The following is an 18,708-nucleotide window of genomic DNA, read 5'->3' on the forward strand; positions in this document are numbered from 1 at the left end:
TCAAGCGAGTGACGGTGTGTGACGGTTCGCGGCAAAGGGTAGTCAATAGACATGCTGCGTATCGGCACGTGGAGGTCTCCCGCGTCGGTCGATGTCATCGCCTGCGGCTGGCACGACGACGGTCCCGGCCCGCTCGGCACGGGCATCAAGCTCATCTACGACATGTCAGGCCCGGCACCGCACCTGCCCGGGCTCAAGGTCGGCGCCCTGGTCGCACGGAGCACGGAAGAGATCGCCGAGCTGCTGGTGCAGGGCATGGACGTCGTCCTCACCGCGCCCGGCGGCTGCCCGGCCGCGCCGGTGGTGGCGGCCGGCATCTGGCACTACGGCTGGACGCGCCACGATCGCGGGGCCCTGGCCGGGGCGACGGTGGCGGGGCTGGCGCTGGCGGCGCAGCCCGGCCCGTGCGTGGTGGAGATCTGGCGCGACGGGCGCAGCTCGCTCGACGGCGACGTGACGGCGGCGGCGGTCCGCGCCGACCTGGCCGACCGCTTCGCCGGCGGCCGCTACCGCACGCCCGAGGTGACGGTGCCGCTGGAGTCGGTACGGCTGAGCCAGGTGGCGCCCAGCCGCGTCCGCATCGCGCTGGCCGCCGCCATCTGACCGGTCCCGCGACGGTGACAGTGGGCGGTGCGACGAAAAGGCGCGCCGTCTTGGTGGTCCACGACGAATCCGCACGCCCCGCCATGGCATAACGTCGCAGGGGATCGTGACGGAAAGGGCGGGCTGTGGTCGAGGTCAGAGAACTCCACGAGATGGCGGAGCTCGAACGCGTGGACGCGCTGTTCGACGACATCTGGCAGTTCGGCCCCGGCGCGCCGCCCATCACGATCGAGCTGATGCGGGCGCTGTCGCACGCGGGCGGCTACGTCGCCGGCGCCTTCGACGGCGAGCGCCTGGTCGGCGCCTCGGCGGGCTTCCTGGCGGCCGGCCGCGCGCTGCACTCGCACGTCACGGGCGCGACCCTGCGCGGCGCCGGGCTGGAGCTCAAGCTGCACCAGCGCCGCTGGGCCCTGGAGCGCGGGCTGGAGCGCATCACCTGGACCTACGACCCGCTCGTGCGCCGCAACGCGCACTTCAACCTGGCCAAGCTGGGCGCCCGGCCGGTGGAGTACCTGCCGTGCTTCTACGGGGTCCTCGACGACGCGATCAACCAGGGCGACGAGACGGACCGGCTGCTCGCCTCCTGGCCGCTGGCCGGGCCGCCCGTGCGGGCCGATCGTCCTGTTCCGGATGACGCGGTGGTGGCGCTGGCCGACGAGGGCGGGCGGCCGGTGACGGCGTCCGTGGCCGGTGCCCGTACGGTGCTGGTGGCGGTCCCCGAGGACGTCGAGGGGCTGCGGCGGGCCGACCCAGGCGCGGGCAAGGCGTGGCGGCACGCCGTCCGCGAGGTGCTCGGGGGTCTGATGGCGGAGGGCCACACGGTCACGGGGTTCTCCGGGAAGCGGTACTACGTAGTGGAGAGAGCGTGAAGATCACTGGAGTCGAGCTGCGGCGGATCGCGATGCCGCTGGTGGCGCCGTTCCGCACCTCGTTCGGCACGGAGACGGCCCGCGACGTGCTGCTCGTGCGGGTCGTGACGCCCGACGCGGAGGGCTGGGGCGAGTGCGTGGCCATGTCCGAGCCGCTCTACTCCTCCGAGTACGTGGACGGCGCCGCCGAGGTGATCCGCCGCTTCCTGCTGCCCGCGCTGCCGAAGAACGTCGGCGCGTACGACGTGGGCCGCGCCCTGGAGCCGATCAAGGGGCACCGCATGGCGAAGGCGGCGCTGGAGACGGCGGTGCTCGACGCGCAGCTCAGGGCGTCGGGCGAGTCGTTCGCCCACTTCCTCGGCGCGGCCAGGACGCGCGTGCCGTGCGGGGTGTCGGTCGGCATCATGGACTCCGTCCCGCAGCTCTTCGACGCGGTCGCGGGCTACCTCGACGAGGGGTACGTCCGGATCAAGCTGAAGATCGAGCCCGGCTGGGACGTCGAGCCGGTCCGGGCCGTGCGCGAGCGGTTCGGCGACGACGTGCTGCTCCAGGTCGACGCGAACGCCGCCTACTCCCTGACCGACGCGCCCCGCCTGGCCCGGCTCGACGCGTTCGACCTGCTGCTGATCGAGCAGCCGCTCGCCAACGACGACCTGGTCCAGCACGCCAAGCTGGCGCAGCGGATCAGGACGCCCATCTGCCTCGACGAGTCGATCGAGTCGGCCGAGCACGCCGCCGCCGCGATCGCGCTCGGCTCCTGCTCGATCGTCAACATCAAGCCGGGCCGGATCGGCGGCTACCTGGAGGCGCGCCGCATCCACGACCTGTGCCGGGCCAACGGCGTCGCCGTGTGGTGCGGCGGCATGCTGGAGACGGGCCTCGGCCGGGCGGCCAACGTGGCGCTGGCCGCCCTGCCCGGCTTCACCCTGCCCGGCGACACCTCGGGCTCGCGCCGCTACTTCGCGACCGACGTGACCGAGCCGTTCGAGCTGGTGGACGGCCACCTGGAGGTGCCTGCGGGGCCGGGGCTCGGGGTCGAGCCGATCCCGTCCGTGCTGGACGAGGTGACGACCGCCACGGAGTGGATCACCCTCTGAGCCTCGGGACCGCGGCCAGCAGGGCCCGCGTGTACTCATGGGCGGGCTCGCCGACGACCTGCTCGGCGGGCCCCGCCTCGACCAGCCGGCCCCGGTGCATGACGGCGACGACGTCGGCCACGTACCGGACGACGGCCAGGTTGTGCGAGATGAACACCATCGTCAGCCCCAGCTCGTCGCGCAGCCCCCGGATCAGGTTGAGCACGGCCGCCTGCACGGACACGTCCAGCGCGCTGGTGATCTCGTCGGCGACGAGCAGGCCGGGGTCGCCGCCGAGCGCGCGGGCGATCGCGACCCGCTGGCGCTGGCCGCCCGAAAGCTCGCGCGGGTAGCGGCCGGCCAGCTCGGCGGGCAGCCGGACGAGCCCGAGCAGCCGCTCGACCTCGCCTGGCCCGGCGCCTTCCGCGATCGTGCGGGCGACGGTCATGCGGGGGTTCAGCGACGCGTACGGGTCCTGGAAGACCATCTGCGTGCGGCGCGCGCCCTCCACCGTGCCCGTGTGGGGCACGAGCCCGCACATCGCCCTGGCCAGCGACGACTTGCCCGACCCCGACTCGCCGACGAGGCCGACGATCCGGCCGTCCGGGATCTCCAGCGTGACGTCGTCCACGGCGGTGAAGCGGCCGTAACGCACGCTCAGGTTCCTGATGATCATCAAGCCTCCCAGCAGGCGACCCGGTGCCCGGCGCCGCGGGCGGCGAGCTCGGGCCGGTCGCTCTCGCATCGTGCGGTGGCCAGGGCGCAGCGCGGGGCGAACGCGCAGCCCGGGCCGGCGTCCGCCGGGCCCGGCTGCGCGCCGGGGATGCCGGCCAGCGGCCGCTCGCGGTCGGTGTCCAGGTCGGGCAGCGAGGCGATGAGCGCCTTCGTGTACGGGTGCGCGGCCCCGCCCGCCAGCCGGCCCGCGGGCAGCTCCTCCACGACGCGCCCCGCGTACATGACCACGACCCGGTCGCACAGCTCCCCCACCACGGCGATGTCGTGGGAGATGAACAGGGTCGCCGCGCCCGTCTCGTCCACCACCTCGCGCAGCAGCCGCAGGATCTGCCGTTGCACGGTCACGTCCAGCGCGGTCGTGGGCTCGTCGGCGACGATCAGGCGCGGCGTCCCCATGAGGCCCATGGCGATGACGGCGCGCTGCCGCATGCCGCCCGACAGTTCGTGCGGGTGCCGCCCGGCCAGCCGCTCCGGCTCGGGCAGGTGGACGTGACCGAGGCGGTCCACGGCGCGTCGGCGGGCCTCGGCGCGGCTCGCGCCCTCGTGCACCACGGCCACCTCGGCGAGCTGCCCGCCCACCTTGAGCGCCGGGTTGAGCGCGGCCAGCGGGTCCTGGAACACCATGGCGAGCGCGGTGCCGAGCTCCCGGTCCGACAGCGTGGCGACGTCCCGGCCGGCGAGCCGCAGCGCCCCGTACGTGACCGTCCCCGGGTACGGCACCAGCCCGCCGATGGCGGCGGCGGTCAGGCTCTTGCCGCTGCCCGACTCGCCCACCAGGCCGACGATCTCACCGGGCGCCACGCTCAGGGACACCTGCCGTACGGGAGTGAGGCCCCCGGGGAAGGCGACCGTCAAATCCCGCACCTCCAGCACCGCGCCGGGGTCCGGCTCGCCGGGCGGCGCGGCAGCCGGGGCCGGGGCCGGCGCACCGGTCGCGGAGGTACGGGCGGCGGCCCTGGCCAGGGCGTCGCCCAGCAGGTTGAAGCCGATCCCGGCCAGCGCGATCGCGGCGGCCGGGCCGAGCGCCACCTCCGGCGTGACGTAGATGCGCGGGAACCCGTCGAACAGCAGCCGCCCCCAGTCGTACTGTGGCGGCTGCACGCCGAGCCCCAGGAACGACATGCCCGCCAGGCCGAGCAGCGCGCCGCCGAACGCCTGGGCGAGGTTGAGTATGAGCGGCTCGGCGATGTTCGGCAGCACGTGCCTGGTCAGGATGCGGCGGCGGGGCACGCCCAGCATGCGGGCCGCCGCGACGTAGTCCGCCCCCGCGACCCGGGCGGCCAGCGTCTGCGTGAGCCGGGCGAAACCGGGCGCGATGGCCGCCCCGATCCCGAGCACCGCGCCGCGCGCCCCCAGCCCGGTCACGACCGCCGTGAACATCGCCAGCAGCAGCCCGGGGAACGCCACCAGCGCGTTGACCGTGGCCGTGACCAGCCGGGCGGCACGCCTGGGCAGCACCGACGGCAACGTCCCCAGCACGACGCCCGCGGCGGCGCCGACGAGCGTGGCGGCCAGGGCCAGCAGCAGCGAGTAACGCCCGGCCACCAGCACTCTGGCCAGCAGGTCGCGCCCCAGGTTGTCGGTGCCCAGGGGGTGCTCGGGGCTCGCGCCCTGGAGGATGGCGGCGGCGTCGATCCGGCCGGCGGCCTCCCCCCAGACGAGCGGCCCCACGACGGCCAGCGCCACCATCCCGGCCACGATCACCACCCCGCCCACCCCTGGCGCGCCCAGCCGCCCGACCCACCGAGGCCGTCCCGCGCGGGCCCGCGGCGGGCTTGACGACACCGGCCCGTGCCCATGGGGCGCGCTCGCGAGCGGCGAGCCGGGCACGGGCGGCGTGCCCGGCTCGGGAGACGTGCCCGGCTCGGGAGACGTGCCCGGCTTGGGCGGCGTGCCCGACACAGGCGACATGCCAGGCAGAGGCGACATGCCGGGCACAGGTGGGTCGGTGCTGGGGGGTGGGGTCATCATGCCTCCTTGATCGCGGACGTCGGGTCGAGCGCCCCGAGTGCCAGATCGACCGCGAGGTTCACGACCAGCACGATCGCCCCGTAGGCGAGGATCACGCCCTGGGCCACCGGATAGTCCTTCTGCGTGATCGACTCGACGATCTTCAGGCCGAGCCCCGGCCAGGCGAACACGTACTCGACCAGCACCCCGCCCGCGATGAGCGAGGTCAGCAGCAGGCCGCCGACGGTCAGGGTGGCGGTGAGGGTGTTGGGCAGCACGTGCCGCAGGTGCAGCCGCCCGCCGGGCAGCCGTTTGGCGCGGGCCAGCCGCACGTAGTCCTTGCCCAGCTCGCGCAGCGTCTCCACGCGCGAGATGCGGGCGATCATGGCGGCCGGTCCGATGGCGAGCGCGACGACGGGCAGCACGTACGTGGCGGGCCCGGCCATGCCGGCGGGCGGGAACCAGCCGAGCCCGATGGCGAGCACGGCGACGAGCCCGATGGCGTACAGGAACTCGGGCAGGGCCACGGCGGCGCCGGTGGCGGCGCTGAAGGCGAGGTCGGTGCCGCGGTTGCGGCCGTTCTCGGTGCGGACGGCCGCCCACATGCCGAGGGGGACGGCCACGATCAGGGCGAGGGCGGTGGCGAGGAGGGCCAGGGCGAGGGTGTTGGGCAGGCGGGTCAGGATGACGTCGCCGACGGGCTCCCCCGTCAGAAACGATGTCCCGAAATTTCCGGACAGGACGCGGGCGGCGTACGTGAAAAGCTGCTCCGGCAGCGGCCGGTCGAGCCCGAGCGCCGCCCGCCGCGCCTCCACCAGCTCCACGGGCGCGGCCGGCCCCAGCGAGGTGCGCACCGGATCGCCGGGAATGAGATGCACCATCGCGAACGACGCCACCATCAGCACCACGAGCGACACCAGGAACCGCACCACCCGCCGCACCCCGGCGCGGGCGCCCACTCAGCCGCCCTGCCCGAGCCGGATCGACGTGGCCACGAACAGCCCGCCGACCTGCTCGTACGTGGCGCCCTTGGCCGCCTGCAGCACGGTCGTCTCCGTCACCGGCACCAGGTCCGCGCTCTCGAACAACGCCGACTCGGCCTCCAGCCACTGCGCGCAGCCCTCGGCGGCCGGTTTCAGGCTGGCCTCGGCGACGAGCTTCTCGTACCGGTCGTTGGAGACGTGCGCGAAGTTGGCGCCCTTGGGGGCGGCCGGGCCGGACAGGAAGCCGACGAGCTGGCTGGGCAGCGGGACCCCGATGGGCAGCCAGACGACGTCCCAGTCCTGGGTGGCGTTCAGGGATTCCGACAGCTTGGTGTCGATGACGCCGTTCAGCTTCACCTCGGCCCCGGCCTGGCGCCAGGCGGCGGCCAGGTACTCGGCGGCGGCCTGCGTGCCGGCGCCGCGCGTGGTCGCGTACAGGTAGCGCAGGGTCAGCCGCCTGCCGTCCTTGACCCGCACGCCGTCGGGGCCCGCCCGCCAGCCGGCCGCGTCGAGCGCCGCGGCGGCGGCCGCCGGGTCGTGGGCGGGCACGTGCCCGGTGACGGTGTCGCCCTGGCAGGGCCGTGGCGGCAGGACGAGGCCCGTGGGCGTCTTGCCGGTGCCGCTGGAGGCGATGCCGGCCAGCTCCTTCAGGTCGACGGCCTGGGTGAGGGCCTTGCGGACGGCCGGGTCGGCGGTGGGGCGGTCCTCGCCCTGGTGGTAGAAGAACTCGCCGTTGGCCTCCGAGACGGCCTTCTTCCCGATGCCGGGCGTGGCCTCCAGGCGGGCGCGGTCGGGGCCGTACAGGGTGGCGCCGTTGATGGTGCCGGAGATGAGCAGGTTCGCGGCGGTCTGCTCGTTCGGTACGACCTTCAGCACCACGGTCTCCGGCGCGTCCTTGATGGTGGAGCCGGGCCGGCCCCAGGCGTACTCGCGGCGCACCTTGAACGTGTAGTGGTCACCCGGCACGGCCTCCGTGAGCTTGTAGGGGCCGCTGCCGGAGGTGCCGCGGGCCAGCAGCGAGCGGTCCTTCAGCCCCTTGCCGCACACCACGAAGATCAGCCGGGTGCTCTCCAGGATGAAGCTGAACGGCTTCGGCATCGACAGCGTCACCGTCCCCGCCGCGTCGTCGGCCGTGGCCTTCATGCCGGTCGGCATCAGCACGCCGTAGATGGGCGACTTGGCGGCCGGGTCGGCGATGTGGTTGACGCTCGCGGCCACGTCGGAGGGCGTGACGGGGGCGCCGTCGGAGCAGGTGGCGTTCTTGCGCAGGGTGAATGTGACCTTGTCCGGCTCCACCGCCCACTTCTCCGCCAGGCCCGGCACCACCTTGCCGTCGGCCGTGACGCCGGTCAGGGTGTCGTAGGCGAGCGAGAGCGTCGTGATGGTGACGCCCAGCACGCCCGTCGCCGCGTCCAGGACGCCCGGGTCGGACGGGAGCGCGTACGTGAACGTGCCGCCCCCGGCCGGCGCGGCGCCCCCTCCTCCCGTTCCTCCGCAGGCGGCGGCGAGCAGGGCGAGCGCGGTCAGGGCCGCCGCGCGTGGTGTTCTCATGTGGCTCTCCAGGCAGCGTGGGGGGAGAGCACCACCCTTGCCGCTCGGCGGGGCCCGTTCTTCGTGCCCGGTCACGAAAAAGCCGGGCGCGCTAGTGCCGGCGGCCGAAGATCCGGAGCTGGAGCTGCACGGTGAGGCGGGCGTCGGGGTCGTCGAGATCGAGGCCGCCGATCTCGGCCAGGCGCTTGAGCCGGTAGCGGAAGGTGTTGGGGTGCACGTGCACGCGGGCGGCGGCCACGCTCACGTCGCCGAACGCGTCGAGATACGCCTCCAGCGTCGCGGCCAGCTCGGTGCCGTGCTCGGCGTCGTGGTCGAGCAGCCTCCGGTAGGGGCCGGTCGGCGCCTGCTCCTCGGCGGCGGCCACGTCGGCGACCTGGAGCAGCAGCGACTCGAAGTGCACCTCCGAGTATCCGGCGGCCCGGCCCGCCACGCCCCGGGTGCGCAGCACGCGCAGCGCCCGGTCGGCGTCGGCCCGCGACCGGGCGACCTGGGCAAGACTCAGCGCCAGGCGGCCGACACCGATGTTGGCGGCGTGCCGGGGGCCGACCCTGGCCAGGAAGCTCTCGGCCACCCGCACGGCCCTGGCCTCCTCGTCGCCGCCTGGGGTCATGGGCAGCACCGCGTACGCGACCGAGCCGACGAGCGCGGCGGCGGCCTTGGGGTGGATCGCGGCGACGTGCAACGCCAGCGCGTCACAGAAGCGCTGCCGATCGCTCTCGGCCCGCGCGCTCTCGGCCGCGTGATCGGCCCCCTGCTCGGCCACCTGGCCGCCGGCCCCCCGGACGCCACCTCCGCCCGCACTCCGGGGCACGCCCTCACCGGCGCCTCCGCCCGCCCTTCTGCCGGCGCCCCCGCCGCGGCTGCGGGTCGCGCTCGGGGTGGCGGAGGCGGTGACGGAGGTAAGCGCGGTGGCGGAGGTACCGGTAAGGGCGGAGACGGAGGCGGTCGCGGAGGCGCCGGTGAGGGCGAAGGCGGTGGCGGAGGGTGGGGTGGCGAGCTGGGCGGCCAGGACGCACAGGCGGGTGGTGGCGATGCCGAGCCGGCCGGCCGCCTCCGCCGCGTCCGCGCCCCCGGCCAGGACCGTGGACAGCAGGTCGGCGCGCAGCCGGCGCTGGGTGTCGGCGCCGGCCCGCTCGTGCAGCAGCCGCAGCGCCACGATCTTGGCGGCGTCGGACAGTGCCCGCCGCCGCTGCGCGTTGAGCGGGTCGCGCACGGCCACCCAGATCGAGCCGAGGATCTCGTCGCCCGCCCGCACCGCGACGGCCTCCCGGTTGATCGGGCTGCCGTCGTCGAGCTCGATGTGGATCGGCTCCTGGCTCTGGTAGAGCCGCTTGAAGACGCCCTGCTCGTCGAGCAGGCGCAGGTAGCGCTCGGGCACCTGGCGGCCGAGCACGGTCTCGACGCGGCCCCGGTCGGCTTCGTCCTGGCGCCCCGAGTAGGCGAGGACGCGGGAGGAGCGGTCCTCGATCGTGACGGGCGCGTCGAGCAGCGCGCACACGGCGTTGGCCAGCGAGAACAGGTCGCCGTGCGCGCCCTCGCCCGGCTCGGCCAGCTCCCCCTCGGCCAGCAGCGAGCGCAGCAGCGCCGCCACCTGCGCCCAGGAGGCGGCCCTGGTCAGGCCGAGCACGGCGACGCCGGTCTCCCGCACGGCGGCGCGTACCCGCTCGTCCACGTCGACCGGCAGCTTGACCACGACGCCCGCCGCGTGCGGGGCGCGGGCGAGCAGCCCGCAGATGTCGGCCGCGCCCTGGACGCCGACGGCGAGCAGCATCGTGCCCGCGGGCACGATCAGCTCGTCGAGCGGGTCGTAGATGTGCACGCCGGTCACCTCGGCGTCGAGGCCGCCGGGCGAGGCGGCCACGTCGAGGACGGTGGTGCCCAGGTCGTGGATGATCCGCCCGAGACTGGCGCGTGGGCGGTCCCTCATGGCATCAAGATAGTCCACGCCGCGCCCCGCCCGGACGGGACAGCTCAGGGGTGGCGGGCGGTCAGCCGGCCTTGGGAGTGGCGCGGGCGCCCATGTGCACGTACGGGGAGCCGTCGGGCAGCTCGTAGAAGACGGCGGACATCCAGTCGGGCGAGCCGCCGAGCTTGAACAGGAACGTGTCCTGGTCCACGGGGACCATCGGGCTCTCCTCCGGCGGCTGCAGGGCGGCCAGCGCCCCGGTGGCCTCATACCGCAGCCACGGCTCGCCGTCCCTGACGGACACCGTGATCAGGGCGCCGGCCCGCTCGTAGCGGCCCGCGTGGCGGGCGAGGTCCACCTCGGCAGGTGTCGCGGGCGGGACCGGCGCGGGCGGCACGGTGAGGCCGTCGAGCTCGGCGAACAGCTCGGCGCCGAGCGCCCGCGTGAAGGCGTTGGCGTGGCCGCCGTTGGCGGCGGCGCAGACGACGGTGCCGGTCTCGGGCACGACCCAGAGGATGGCGTGCTGGCCGATGGTGTTGCCGGCATGGGAGATGACGCGCTTGCCGTCCCATTCGTCCACGATCCAGCCGAGACCCCACTGCCGGCCGAGGCCGTCCGGGTTGGGGACGTCCACCTGCGGCTCCCACATGGCGCGGGGGTCGTCGAGCAGGCCGCCCTCCAGGTGGGCCCGCCCGAAGGCCACCACGTCGGCCGGGCGGGCGCAGATGAGACCCGCCGGCCCCATGCCGCGCATGAGCCCCCACTGCGGGGCGGGCGCGCCGTCCACGTGGCCCATCGCGGCGCGGAAGCGCAGCACGTCCTCGGGCAGGGTCCAGGTGTGGGTGAGGCCGAGCGGCTCGGCGATCTCCTCGCGGATCAGGTCGTCCCAGCGCTTGCCCGCCAGCTTCTCCGCGACGCGGCCCGCGATGACGAACCCGGAGTTGCAGTAGGAGTGGGTGACGCCGAGCGGGTGGTTCTGGGCCAGGTCGGCGCACGCCTCGACGTACTTGGCCACGCAGTCGTCGCCGCGCCCGGTGTCGAGGAACAGGTCGCCGTCGATGCCGCTGGTGTGCGTGAGCAGGTGGCGGATCGTGACGGTCTTGCTGACCTCGGGATCGGCCACCTGGAAGCCCGGCAGCACCTCGGCGACCGGGGTGTCGAGGGTGAGCCTGCCCCGCTCGATCTCGCGCATGAGCAGGGTGGCGGTCCACACCTTGGTGACCGAGCCGATCTGGAAGAGGCTGTCGGTGGTCGCCTCGACGCCGGTGGCGACGTTCAGCGTGCCGGCCGCGGCCTCGTGCAGCTCCCCTTCGTGCAGGTACGCCAGCGCCGCGCCGGGCACCTCGTACTCGGCGATCAGCTCCGCGAGCCGCCGGCCCATTGCTCCAGCCACGCGATCATCCTTTCGTTGTAGTCGTAGCGGTGTGAGGGCCGGCCGCCGCCCTGGAACAGGTGACTGGCCCCCGGGTAGCGCACGAGCTCGACGGGCACCCGGCGCTCGCGCAGCGCGGCGAACCACTGCTCCGACTGGCCGACGGGGCAGCGGTCGTCGCTCTCGCCGTGCAGGAGGAGAGTGGGCGCGGTGACCTCGCCCACGTGGGTGAGCGGCGACTGGGCGGCCAGGTCGCCGGGGCACTCGTACGCCTTGAGCGCGAGCCCCATGTCGGACGTGCCGCTCATGCTGGTGAGATCGGTGACGGCGCCGCCGGCCACGGCCGCCTTGAACCGGCCGGTCACGCCGGTCAGCCAGCACGTCATGTAGCCGCCGTAGCTGTAGCCGGTGACCGCCAGCCGCTCGGGGTCGGCGACGCCCTCCGCGATCAGGGCGTCCACGGCGGCCAGGAAGTCCTGCGTGTCGGCGAGCCCCCACGCGCCGACGGCGGCGGTGTAGAACGCCTCGCCGTAGCCGTCGCTGCCGCGCGGGTTGATCGCGAGCACGGTCCAGCCGCGGGCGGCCAGGACCTGGCGGTAGACGCGGAAGGCGTCGAGCACGGGGGCCCAGGCGTTGTGGGGGCCGCCGTGCACGTCGAGCAGGAGCGGGCCGGGGGCGGTGGCGTTCGCGTCGCGCCAGACGAAGCCCTCGATCTCGGTGCCGTCGGGGGCGGTGAACATGCGGCGTTCCGGCACGTACAGGTCCACCCCGGCGGGCGCGTGGTCGGTGAGCCGCCGCGCGGTCGTCGCGCCGGGCTCCAGCAGGTAGATGTCGCCGGCGCTGCGCGGGGTCGCGGCCACGTACGCGACGCGCCCGGCCGCGGTGCTCGCCCCGGCGACGCCGACCTCCTCGGGCACGATCTTCGCCGCGAGCTCGTCGCCCCTGATCCGGTACAGGTGGGTGTGGCCGCCGTCGCGGGCGCAGAACACGAGGTCGTCGCCGAGCAGGGCCGGGGAGGCGCCCGGGTAGCCGGGGTGGCCGGTCATCACGTTGCGGTCGAGGCCCGTCTCGATCTCGGCGGCGCCGTCGGGGCCGAGCGCGTACAGGCGGACGTGCCCGACGGGGCCGCCCTTCAGCGCGGCGGCGACCAGCCGCCCGCCGAGCCACCACACGCCGCCGACCAGCAGCTCCGGACCGCTCAGCCGCTCAAGCTCACCCCCGGACGCGGGCTCGGAGGCGGGCTCTGACGCGAGCCCGGCGACGGGCGCACGTAGCGGCTCGGGAAGCGTGACGCTGTAGGCGGCGCCGCCCGGCCGCAGGTCGCGGTCGGCGTCGAGGTCGGTCACGAACGCCAGCCGCGTCCCGTCCGGCGACCACGACGGCTCGCCCGCGTGGAAGTCGCCCTCGGTGACCTGGACGCTCTCCCCCGAGGCGACGTCCACCACGAAAAGGTGCGTGGTGACCCCGCGCAGCAGCCCGCTCCCGTCGGCCTTGTAGTCGAGCCGCCGCACGACGACGGGCGCGTCCAGGTCGGGCGCGGGCCCGGCGGGGCCGGCGTAGGCGATCCGGGTGCCGTCCGGCGACCAGCGGGCGGGCCCGGCGCCGAGCGGCGCGTCCGTCACCGCGTACGGCTCGCCGCCGTCCATGGGCAGCAGGTGGAGCTGCGGCCGCCCGTCCACGGGCCGCAGGAACGCCAGCGTGCGCCCGTCGGGCGACCAGCGGGGCGCGCTGCCCCGGGCCAGCCGGCGCGGCTCGGCCCCGGGCGCGGCCAGCCAGATCTCGGTCCGGTTCTCGTCGGCCGCCACGTCGGTGGTGGTGAGCGTGTACGCGACCGCGCCGCCGTCGGGGCGCAGCGCCGGATCGGCGGGCACGGCGAAACGGTGGAGATCGTCCAGACCCATGGGTGGCAGGTGCGCTGGCATATCCGCACCGTAGGGCATACTCACCGGGTCTGCTTCGGTCTGCCGGACGAACGGCGGCCCCCGCGTTGTGCCACCCGCCAACCGGGTCGAGGACAATGTGGGTGAGGACGTTAAGGTGTGAAGATCCTCCGCCGGTTTCGGCACCTCACTTCCCGAGGTACGCGGCGTTCGCGAGATTGGATGGTCAACGATGGTTGGCAAGCCGGAACGGCAGGTGGCCGTGTTCGGTGCCGGGTACATCGGTCTGGTGACCGGTGCCTGCCTCGCCGAGCTGGGGCACCGGGTGGTGGTCCGTGACATCGATCCTGAGAAGGTCGCCCTGTTGCGCTCCGGCGACGTGCCGATCTACGAGCCGGGCCTCGGCGACATGATCGTCAGGAACAAGGAGCGGCTGACCTTCACCCTGGATCTGGGGGAGGCGCTCGACGGCGCCGAGATCGCGTACGTGTGCGTCGACACCCCGCCCTCGGCCTCGGGCGATGCGGACCTGTCGCGCATCTGGGCGGTGGTGAGGTCGCTGGAGGGCGCCACGCACCTGAAGGCGGTGGTGGTCAAGTCGACCGTGCCGGTCGGCACCGGCGCCCGGGTGCGTTCCGCGCTCGACGCGGCGGGCCTGGCGCACGTCGGCTACGCCGCCAACCCCGAGTTCACCGCCGAGGGCCGCGCGGTCACCGACTTCATGCGGCCCGACCGCATCGTCATCGGCGCGAGCGACGAGGCGACCGCGCAGCTCATCGCCGACCTGCACGACGGCGTCGAGGGCCCGGTCGTGGTGATGGACGTGCGCTCGGCCGAGATGGTCAAGCTCGCCTCCAACGCGCTGCTCGCCACCAAGATCAGCTTCATCAACGAGATCGCCACCCTGTGCGAGAAGACCGGCGCCGACGTCGAGGAGGTGGCCCGCGCGGTCGGCCTCGACCATCGCCTCGGCCCCCACTTCCTGCGCCCCGGCATCGGCTGGGGCGGCTCCTGCTTCCCGAAGGACTCCGAGGCGCTGCGGCAGCTGGCCAGCAACACCGGCTACCACCTGCAGCTGCTGTCGGCCGTCATCGAGGTCAACAACCTGCAGAAGCGGCGGGCGATCCAGAAGCTGAAGGACGAGCTGGGCACGCTGGCGGGCATGCGGGTGGCGCTGCTCGGGCTGACGTTCAAGCCGGGCACCGACGACATGCGCGAGGCGACCAGCACGGTGCTGGCCTCGCGGCTGCTGGCCGAGGGCGCCGAGGTGCGCTGCTGGGACCCGATGGCCCGGCCCGGCGAGGTCGAGCCGTGGGTCTCCACCACCCGCCACGCGACGCCGGAGGAGGCGATGGCGGGGGCCGACGCGGTGATCCTGGTCACCGAGTGGCCGCAGCTCAAGGAGGTCGACTGGGCGCGGGCGGGCGCGGCGATGCGGCGGCCGGTGCTCTTCGACGGCCGTAACCTGCTGGATCCGGCGGCGATGCGGGCGCTCGGCTACACGTACATGAGCGTCGGCAGGCCGTAACCCCCCTCGCGGAATAATCCGTTGCGGTGCGGTGCTGATGACCGCACCATGTTCCTCATGTTCCCGTACGCGCGCCTCGCGACGCCCGCAGCCTCGCTGCTGGGCTCGTTCGCGTGCGACGGCCTGGAGCGCTGACCTCTCCTCGTGAATCCCGGGTGACCCGGCGGGGGGAGGTCGACGACCCTGACGGGTCACCGAAGATCCAGGTTCTGGGAAAGGGAACCGATGGCCAAGCAGGCCTACGTACGCAACAAGCCGCATCTCAACATCGGCACGATGGGGCACGTCGACCACGGCAAGACCACGCTGACCGCCGCGATCACCAAGGTCCTGGCGCAGCGCGGGCAGGCCACGTACACGCCGTTCGAGCGGATCGACCGGACGCCGGAGGAGGCGTCCAGGGGCATCACGATCAACATCTCGCACGTCGAGTACGAGACCGCCACCCGCCACTACGCGCACGTGGACATGCCGGGGCACGCCGACTACGTGAAGAACATGATCACGGGGGCGGCGCAGCTCGACGGCGCGATCCTCGTCGTGTCCGCGCACGACGGCATCATGCCGCAGACCAGGGAGCACGTGCTGCTCGCCAAGCGGGTCGGCGTCGAGCACCTGGTCGTCGCCGTCAACAAGGCCGACGGCGCCGACCCCGAGCTGACCGACCTGGTCGAGCTGGAGCTGCAGGACCTGCTCGCCGAGCACGGCTACCAGGGCGTCCCGATGGTGCGGGTGTCCGGGCTGCGGGCGCTGGAGGGCGACCCGGTCTGGACGGCGTCCGTCGAGGCGCTGCTCGACGCGGTGGACACGCACATCCCCGTGCCGGTGCGGTACGTGGACGCGCCGTTCCTGATGCCGGTCGAGAACGTGCTGACGGTCACCGGCCGGGGCACGGTCGTCACCGGCGCCATCGAGCGGGGCACGGTGCGGGTCGGCGACCCGGTCGAGGCGGTCGGGTTCGGCGACGGGTTCTCCGCCGTCGTGACGGGGGTGGAGACGTTCGGCAAGACGATGGAGCGCGGCGAGGCCGGCGACAACGCCGCCGTGCTGCTGCGCGGGGTGCGGCGCGAGCAGGTGCGGCGGGGCATGGTCCTGGCCGCGCCGGGCACGCAGCACGCCCGCGACCGCTTCACCGCCCGGGTCTACCTCCTGACGCCGGAGGAGGGCGGGCGGCGGCGGCCCATCACGTCGGGGTACCGGCCGCAGTTCTACCTGCGGACCACCGACGTGCCGGGCGAGCTCGTCCTGCCGAGCGCCGACGCCGTGCCGGGTGAGACCGTCGAGGTGACGGTCGAGCTGGGCAAGGCCGTCGCCGTCGAGCCGGGGCTCGGCTTCGCGATCCGCGAGGGCGGGCTCACGGTCGGCGCGGGCACGGTCCTGACCGTCCCTGACGCCTGACGTCCCCGTGGTGCGGGACCGTTCACGACGGTCCCGCACCGCTGTGCATCACGGCTGGTCGAAGCGGACCCGGAGGGTGGCGCGGCGGGCCATCAGGTCGTAGGCCGGCAGCGGGCCCGGACCGCACGTGGCCGTGCCGATGCCCTGGTGGGCGAGGTCCAGGTGCACGTACACCCGCTCCCCCGCCACCAGGTCGGGCCGGTGGCGGGCGGCGGCCAGCTCCAGCGCGCTCCACCGCCGCACGGTCAGCCCGAACACCGGCTCGCCCGACACCCGGAACCCGCCCAGCTCGGCCCACCGCACGTCGGCGCGGTGCCCGTTCTCCTGCGGGTACACGTACGGCGTCTGCATCGACTCCACCGTGGCCGACCAGCGCCCCATCCGGGCGGCCATGCCGGTGTCCGGGTAGGCCTCCCCCGGCCCGAGCCCGAACCACGTCACCCGGTCGACGGCCGGGCCGGGCAGCGACATCGTGACGCCGAGCCGCGGGATCGGGTCGCGCCAGTTCCCCTCCGGCTCGATGTCGAGGAGCAGCCGCAGCCCGCCGTCGAACGTCCACCGGTACGTCGCCACCATCCCGAGGTCGGTGGCGGCCGGCGCGACCCGCGTCCGGACGACCAGCTCGTCGCCGACGGAGATGTCGTCCACCCGGTGCGTGAGCCGGTGCAGGCCGAGCCCGCGCCACCGCTCCTCCAGGCCGGCGGCCCGGTCGTTGTCGGTGGGGGCACGCCACAGGTCGAGCCGGGGCCCGTCCACCTCCGTGCCGAACAGCCGGACGAGCCGCCCCGTCGCCGCGTCGAACGCGCACCCGCCGACGACCAGCTCGCCACCCTCGCCCGGCGTGACCGGGTTGAACGCCACGGTCGCCACGTGCTCCCACGGCTCGGTGCGGGCCAGCAGCGCCTGGCCCCACGCCACCTCGTGCCCGGCGGGCGCCCACGGCAGGTCCTCGGCGAGCACCGCCCGTACCGTCAGCCAGCGCTCGCCCTCCGTGCCCTCCGGCAGCTCGGGCAGCTTGCACTCGCCTCCCGCGGCGGGCACGTCGAGCGGCAGCTCGGCGAGGCTCTCCCCCTCCGCCTGCACGGTCGCGGTGAACCGCAGGTGCGACAGGTCCGTGAAGCCGTAGTGGTTGACGACCCGCACCACCCCGTCGCCGAACTCGAAGCGGACCGGCTCGAACACCTTCTTCAGATCGATCAGCCCGGGCGACGGCGTCCGGTCGGGGAAGACGAGCCCATCGACGACGAAGTTCCCGTCGTGCAGGGGCTCGCCGAAGTCGCCGCCGTACGCGTACTCGTACGCGGGATGCGCCAGCCCGTGATCGATCCACTCCCAGATGAACCCGCCCGCCAGCCGCGGATACCGCTCGAACAGCTCCTGGTACTCGGCCAGCCCGCCGGGCCCGTTGCCCATGGCGTGCGCGTACTCGCACTGCATGAACGGCATGCCGCGCCGCCGCGCGTCGAGCTCGGGGTCGTCGAGCGGGTCCTCCTCGCGCCGGCCGATGGCCTCGACCTCGGCGTGGGAGGCGTACATGCGGGAGTAGACGTCCGTGTGCGCGCACGAGCGGTCGCCCTCGTAGTGCAGCGGCCTGGACGGGTCGCGCTCGCGGGCCCAGTCGGCCATGACGGCGAGGTTGCGGCCCACGCCCGCCTCGTTGCCGAGCGACCACATGATGACGCTCGGGTGGTTCTTGTCGCGCTCGACCATGCGGCGCATGCGGTCGAGCAGCGCGTCGGCGTAGCGCGGGTCGTCGGTGGGGTTGGCGCGCCAGCCGACCTCGCCGAAGCCGTGCGTCTCCAGGTCGCACTCGTCGATCACCCACAGGCCCAGCTCGTCGCACAGGTCGAGGAAGTCGGGGTGCGGCGGGTAGTGGCTGGTCCGCACGGCGTTGACGTTGTGCTGCTTCATCAGCAGCACGTCCGCGCGCATGGTCTCGTACGGCACCGCGCGCCCGCGCTCCGGGTGGAACTCGTGCCGGTTGACGCCCTTGAACAGCAGGGGGCGGCCGTTGGCCATGAGCACGCCGTCCTCGATGGAGATCGTGCGGAAGCCGACCCGCAGCCGCACCGTCTCCTCCGGGCCGCGCACCACGGCCTCGTACAGGCGCGGCGTCTCCGCCGTCCACGGCTCCACGTCCACCGTGACCTCGGCGCCCGGCTCCAGCCCGTCGATGCCCAGCTCGGGGACGCCGAGCGGGCCGGGCCCTTCGAGGTAGCTCAGCGTGCCGCGGCCGTCCCCGTAGGAGGCGCGGACGTAGACGTCGGCGGTGGAGCGGGTGAGGGTCACGTCGCGGAAGATGCCGGGCAGCCACCACATGTCCTGGTCCTCCAGGTACGTGGCGGCCGACCACTGGTGCACGCGCACGGCCACCACGTTGCGGCCGGGGCGCAGGTACGGGCCCGCGTCGTACTCGACGGGCAACCGGCTGCCGGTCGAGAAGCCCAGCTCGTGGCCGTTCAGCCAGACCCGCGCGAACGAGTCCACCCCCTCGAACCGCAACCGGCCGCCCGTCCAGCCCGCGGGCAGGTCGAAGGCGCGGCGGTAGTCGCCGGTCGGGTTCTCGTCGGGGACGCGGGGCGGGTCGATGGGGATGGGATAGACGACGTTGGTGTAGGCGGGGGCGCCGTGCCCGTGCAGGACCCAGTGCGACGGGACGGGCAGGTCGTCCCACGCGGCGTCGTCGTAGTCGGGGTGGATGAAGTCGTCGGGGACGTCGGCGACGGGCGAGAGGCGGAACCGCCACGTGCCGTTGAGGTCGAGGGCCGCGGCGTCGGAGCGGAGTGCCGCCCTGGGCTCGAGCCGGCCAGAACCGGGGGAGAAAGTTTCGAGATCCATCGCCGCTGAGCCTAGAGGT

Annotated in this window: 13 protein-coding genes; 5 read left to right on the forward strand and 8 right to left on the reverse strand. The window is 74.2% G+C overall.

Annotated features, from left to right (window positions below; all coding sequences use genetic code 11):
• Nucleotides 1–51 precede the first annotated feature (51 nt).
• The 3 genes from HCN51_RS35715 (at nt 52) to menC (ending at nt 2,569) form a co-directional block, all read left to right on the forward strand.
• A complete protein-coding gene (locus HCN51_RS35715) occupies nt 52–603 on the forward strand; it encodes an acyclic terpene utilization AtuA family protein (RefSeq protein ID WP_080040431.1) in 552 nt (183 codons plus the stop codon).
• 125 nt (nt 604–728) lie between these two features.
• Entirely contained in the window at nt 729–1,472 is a 744-nt protein-coding gene (locus tag HCN51_RS35720; RefSeq protein WP_346433908.1) for a GNAT family N-acetyltransferase, read from the forward strand.
• Entirely contained in the window at nt 1,469–2,569 is a 1,101-nt protein-coding gene (gene menC, locus HCN51_RS35725) for an o-succinylbenzoate synthase (protein WP_346433909.1), read from the forward strand. The genes HCN51_RS35720 and menC overlap by 4 nt, the downstream gene beginning before the upstream one ends.
• On the opposite strand, the gene HCN51_RS35730 is transcribed toward menC, so the two are convergent.
• The 7 genes from HCN51_RS35730 to HCN51_RS58375 form a co-directional block, all read right to left on the reverse strand.
• Nucleotides 2,559–3,224: an ABC transporter ATP-binding protein gene (locus HCN51_RS35730; RefSeq protein ID WP_168015815.1), complete on the reverse strand. Its 666-nt coding sequence runs from the start codon at nt 3,222–3,224 to the stop codon at nt 2,559–2,561. The genes menC and HCN51_RS35730 overlap by 11 nt on opposite strands.
• On the reverse strand, nt 3,224–5,194 hold the full coding sequence (locus tag HCN51_RS35735) for a dipeptide/oligopeptide/nickel ABC transporter permease/ATP-binding protein (RefSeq protein ID WP_240973583.1): 1,971 nt from the start codon (nt 5,192–5,194) through the stop codon (nt 3,224–3,226). The genes HCN51_RS35730 and HCN51_RS35735 overlap by 1 nt, the downstream gene beginning before the upstream one ends.
• A gap of 56 nt (nt 5,195–5,250) precedes the next feature.
• Nucleotides 5,251–6,192 (reverse strand): ABC transporter permease, encoded by a 942-nt coding sequence (locus tag HCN51_RS35740; RefSeq protein ID WP_346433910.1) that lies wholly within the window; start codon nt 6,190–6,192, stop codon nt 5,251–5,253.
• Nucleotides 6,193–7,767, reverse strand: coding sequence for an ABC transporter substrate-binding protein (locus HCN51_RS35745; protein ID WP_168015816.1), 1,575 nt, complete (start codon nt 7,765–7,767; stop codon nt 6,193–6,195).
• Between the two features lie 91 nt (nt 7,768–7,858).
• Nucleotides 7,859–9,694 carry a PucR family transcriptional regulator gene (locus HCN51_RS60130; RefSeq protein ID WP_240973584.1) on the reverse strand — a complete coding sequence of 612 codons (1,836 nt, stop codon included), beginning with the start codon at nt 9,692–9,694 and terminating at the stop codon, nt 7,859–7,861.
• A gap of 61 nt (nt 9,695–9,755) precedes the next feature.
• Nucleotides 9,756–11,066: a serine hydrolase domain-containing protein gene (locus HCN51_RS58370; RefSeq protein WP_346433911.1), complete on the reverse strand. Its 1,311-nt coding sequence runs from the start codon at nt 11,064–11,066 to the stop codon at nt 9,756–9,758.
• Nucleotides 11,030–12,967 carry a S9 family peptidase gene (locus HCN51_RS58375; RefSeq protein WP_206068272.1) on the reverse strand — a complete coding sequence of 646 codons (1,938 nt, stop codon included), beginning with the start codon at nt 12,965–12,967 and terminating at the stop codon, nt 11,030–11,032. Before HCN51_RS58375 ends, HCN51_RS58370 begins: the two co-directional genes overlap by 37 nt.
• A 190-nt stretch (nt 12,968–13,157) precedes the next feature.
• Here HCN51_RS58375 and HCN51_RS35760 point away from each other — a divergent pair, with 190 nt between their 5' ends.
• Both HCN51_RS35760 and tuf read left to right on the forward strand, forming a co-directional pair.
• On the forward strand, nt 13,158–14,453 hold the full coding sequence (locus tag HCN51_RS35760) for a UDP-glucose dehydrogenase family protein (protein ID WP_168015817.1): 1,296 nt from the start codon (nt 13,158–13,160) through the stop codon (nt 14,451–14,453).
• Between the two features lie 225 nt (nt 14,454–14,678).
• Nucleotides 14,679–15,851, forward strand: a complete 1,173-nt coding sequence (gene tuf / locus HCN51_RS35765) for an elongation factor Tu (RefSeq protein WP_168015818.1) — start codon at nt 14,679–14,681, stop codon at nt 15,849–15,851.
• Nucleotides 15,852–15,899: 48 nt separating this feature from the next.
• On the opposite strand, the gene HCN51_RS35770 is transcribed toward tuf, so the two are convergent.
• Nucleotides 15,900–18,689, reverse strand: coding sequence for a glycoside hydrolase family 2 TIM barrel-domain containing protein (locus HCN51_RS35770; RefSeq protein WP_168015819.1), 2,790 nt, complete (start codon nt 18,687–18,689; stop codon nt 15,900–15,902).
• Nucleotides 18,690–18,708: the final 19 nt, after the last annotated feature.

The sequence above is a fragment of the Nonomuraea composti genome (genome assembly GCF_012034275.1).
Classification (GTDB): Bacteria; Actinomycetota; Actinomycetes; order Streptosporangiales; family Streptosporangiaceae; genus Nonomuraea; species Nonomuraea composti.

Bases quoted from the DNA above. Each gene is read 5' to 3' on its own strand.
- HCN51_RS35715 (WP_080040431.1), top strand. From the start codon at position 52: ATGCTGCGTATCGGCACGTGGAGGTCTCCCGCGTCGGTCGATGTCATC.
- HCN51_RS35730 (WP_168015815.1), bottom strand. From the start codon at position 3,224: ATGATCATCAGGAACCTGAGCGTGCGTTACGGCCGCTTCACCGCCGTG.
- HCN51_RS35735 (WP_240973583.1), bottom strand. From the start codon at position 5,194: ATGTCGCCTGTGTCGGGCACGCCGCCCAAGCCGGGCACGTCTCCCGAG.
- HCN51_RS35745 (WP_168015816.1), bottom strand. From the start codon at position 7,767: ATGAGAACACCACGCGCGGCGGCCCTGACCGCGCTCGCCCTGCTCGCC.
- HCN51_RS60130 (WP_240973584.1), bottom strand. From the start codon at position 9,694: ATGAGGGACCGCCCACGCGCCAGTCTCGGGCGGATCATCCACGACCTG.
- HCN51_RS58375 (WP_206068272.1), bottom strand. From the start codon at position 12,967: ATGCCAGCGCACCTGCCACCCATGGGTCTGGACGATCTCCACCGTTTC.
- HCN51_RS35760 (WP_168015817.1), top strand. From the start codon at position 13,158: ATGGTTGGCAAGCCGGAACGGCAGGTGGCCGTGTTCGGTGCCGGGTAC.
- tuf (WP_168015818.1), top strand. From the start codon at position 14,679: ATGGCCAAGCAGGCCTACGTACGCAACAAGCCGCATCTCAACATCGGC.
- HCN51_RS35770 (WP_168015819.1), bottom strand. From the start codon at position 18,689: ATGGATCTCGAAACTTTCTCCCCCGGTTCTGGCCGGCTCGAGCCCAGG.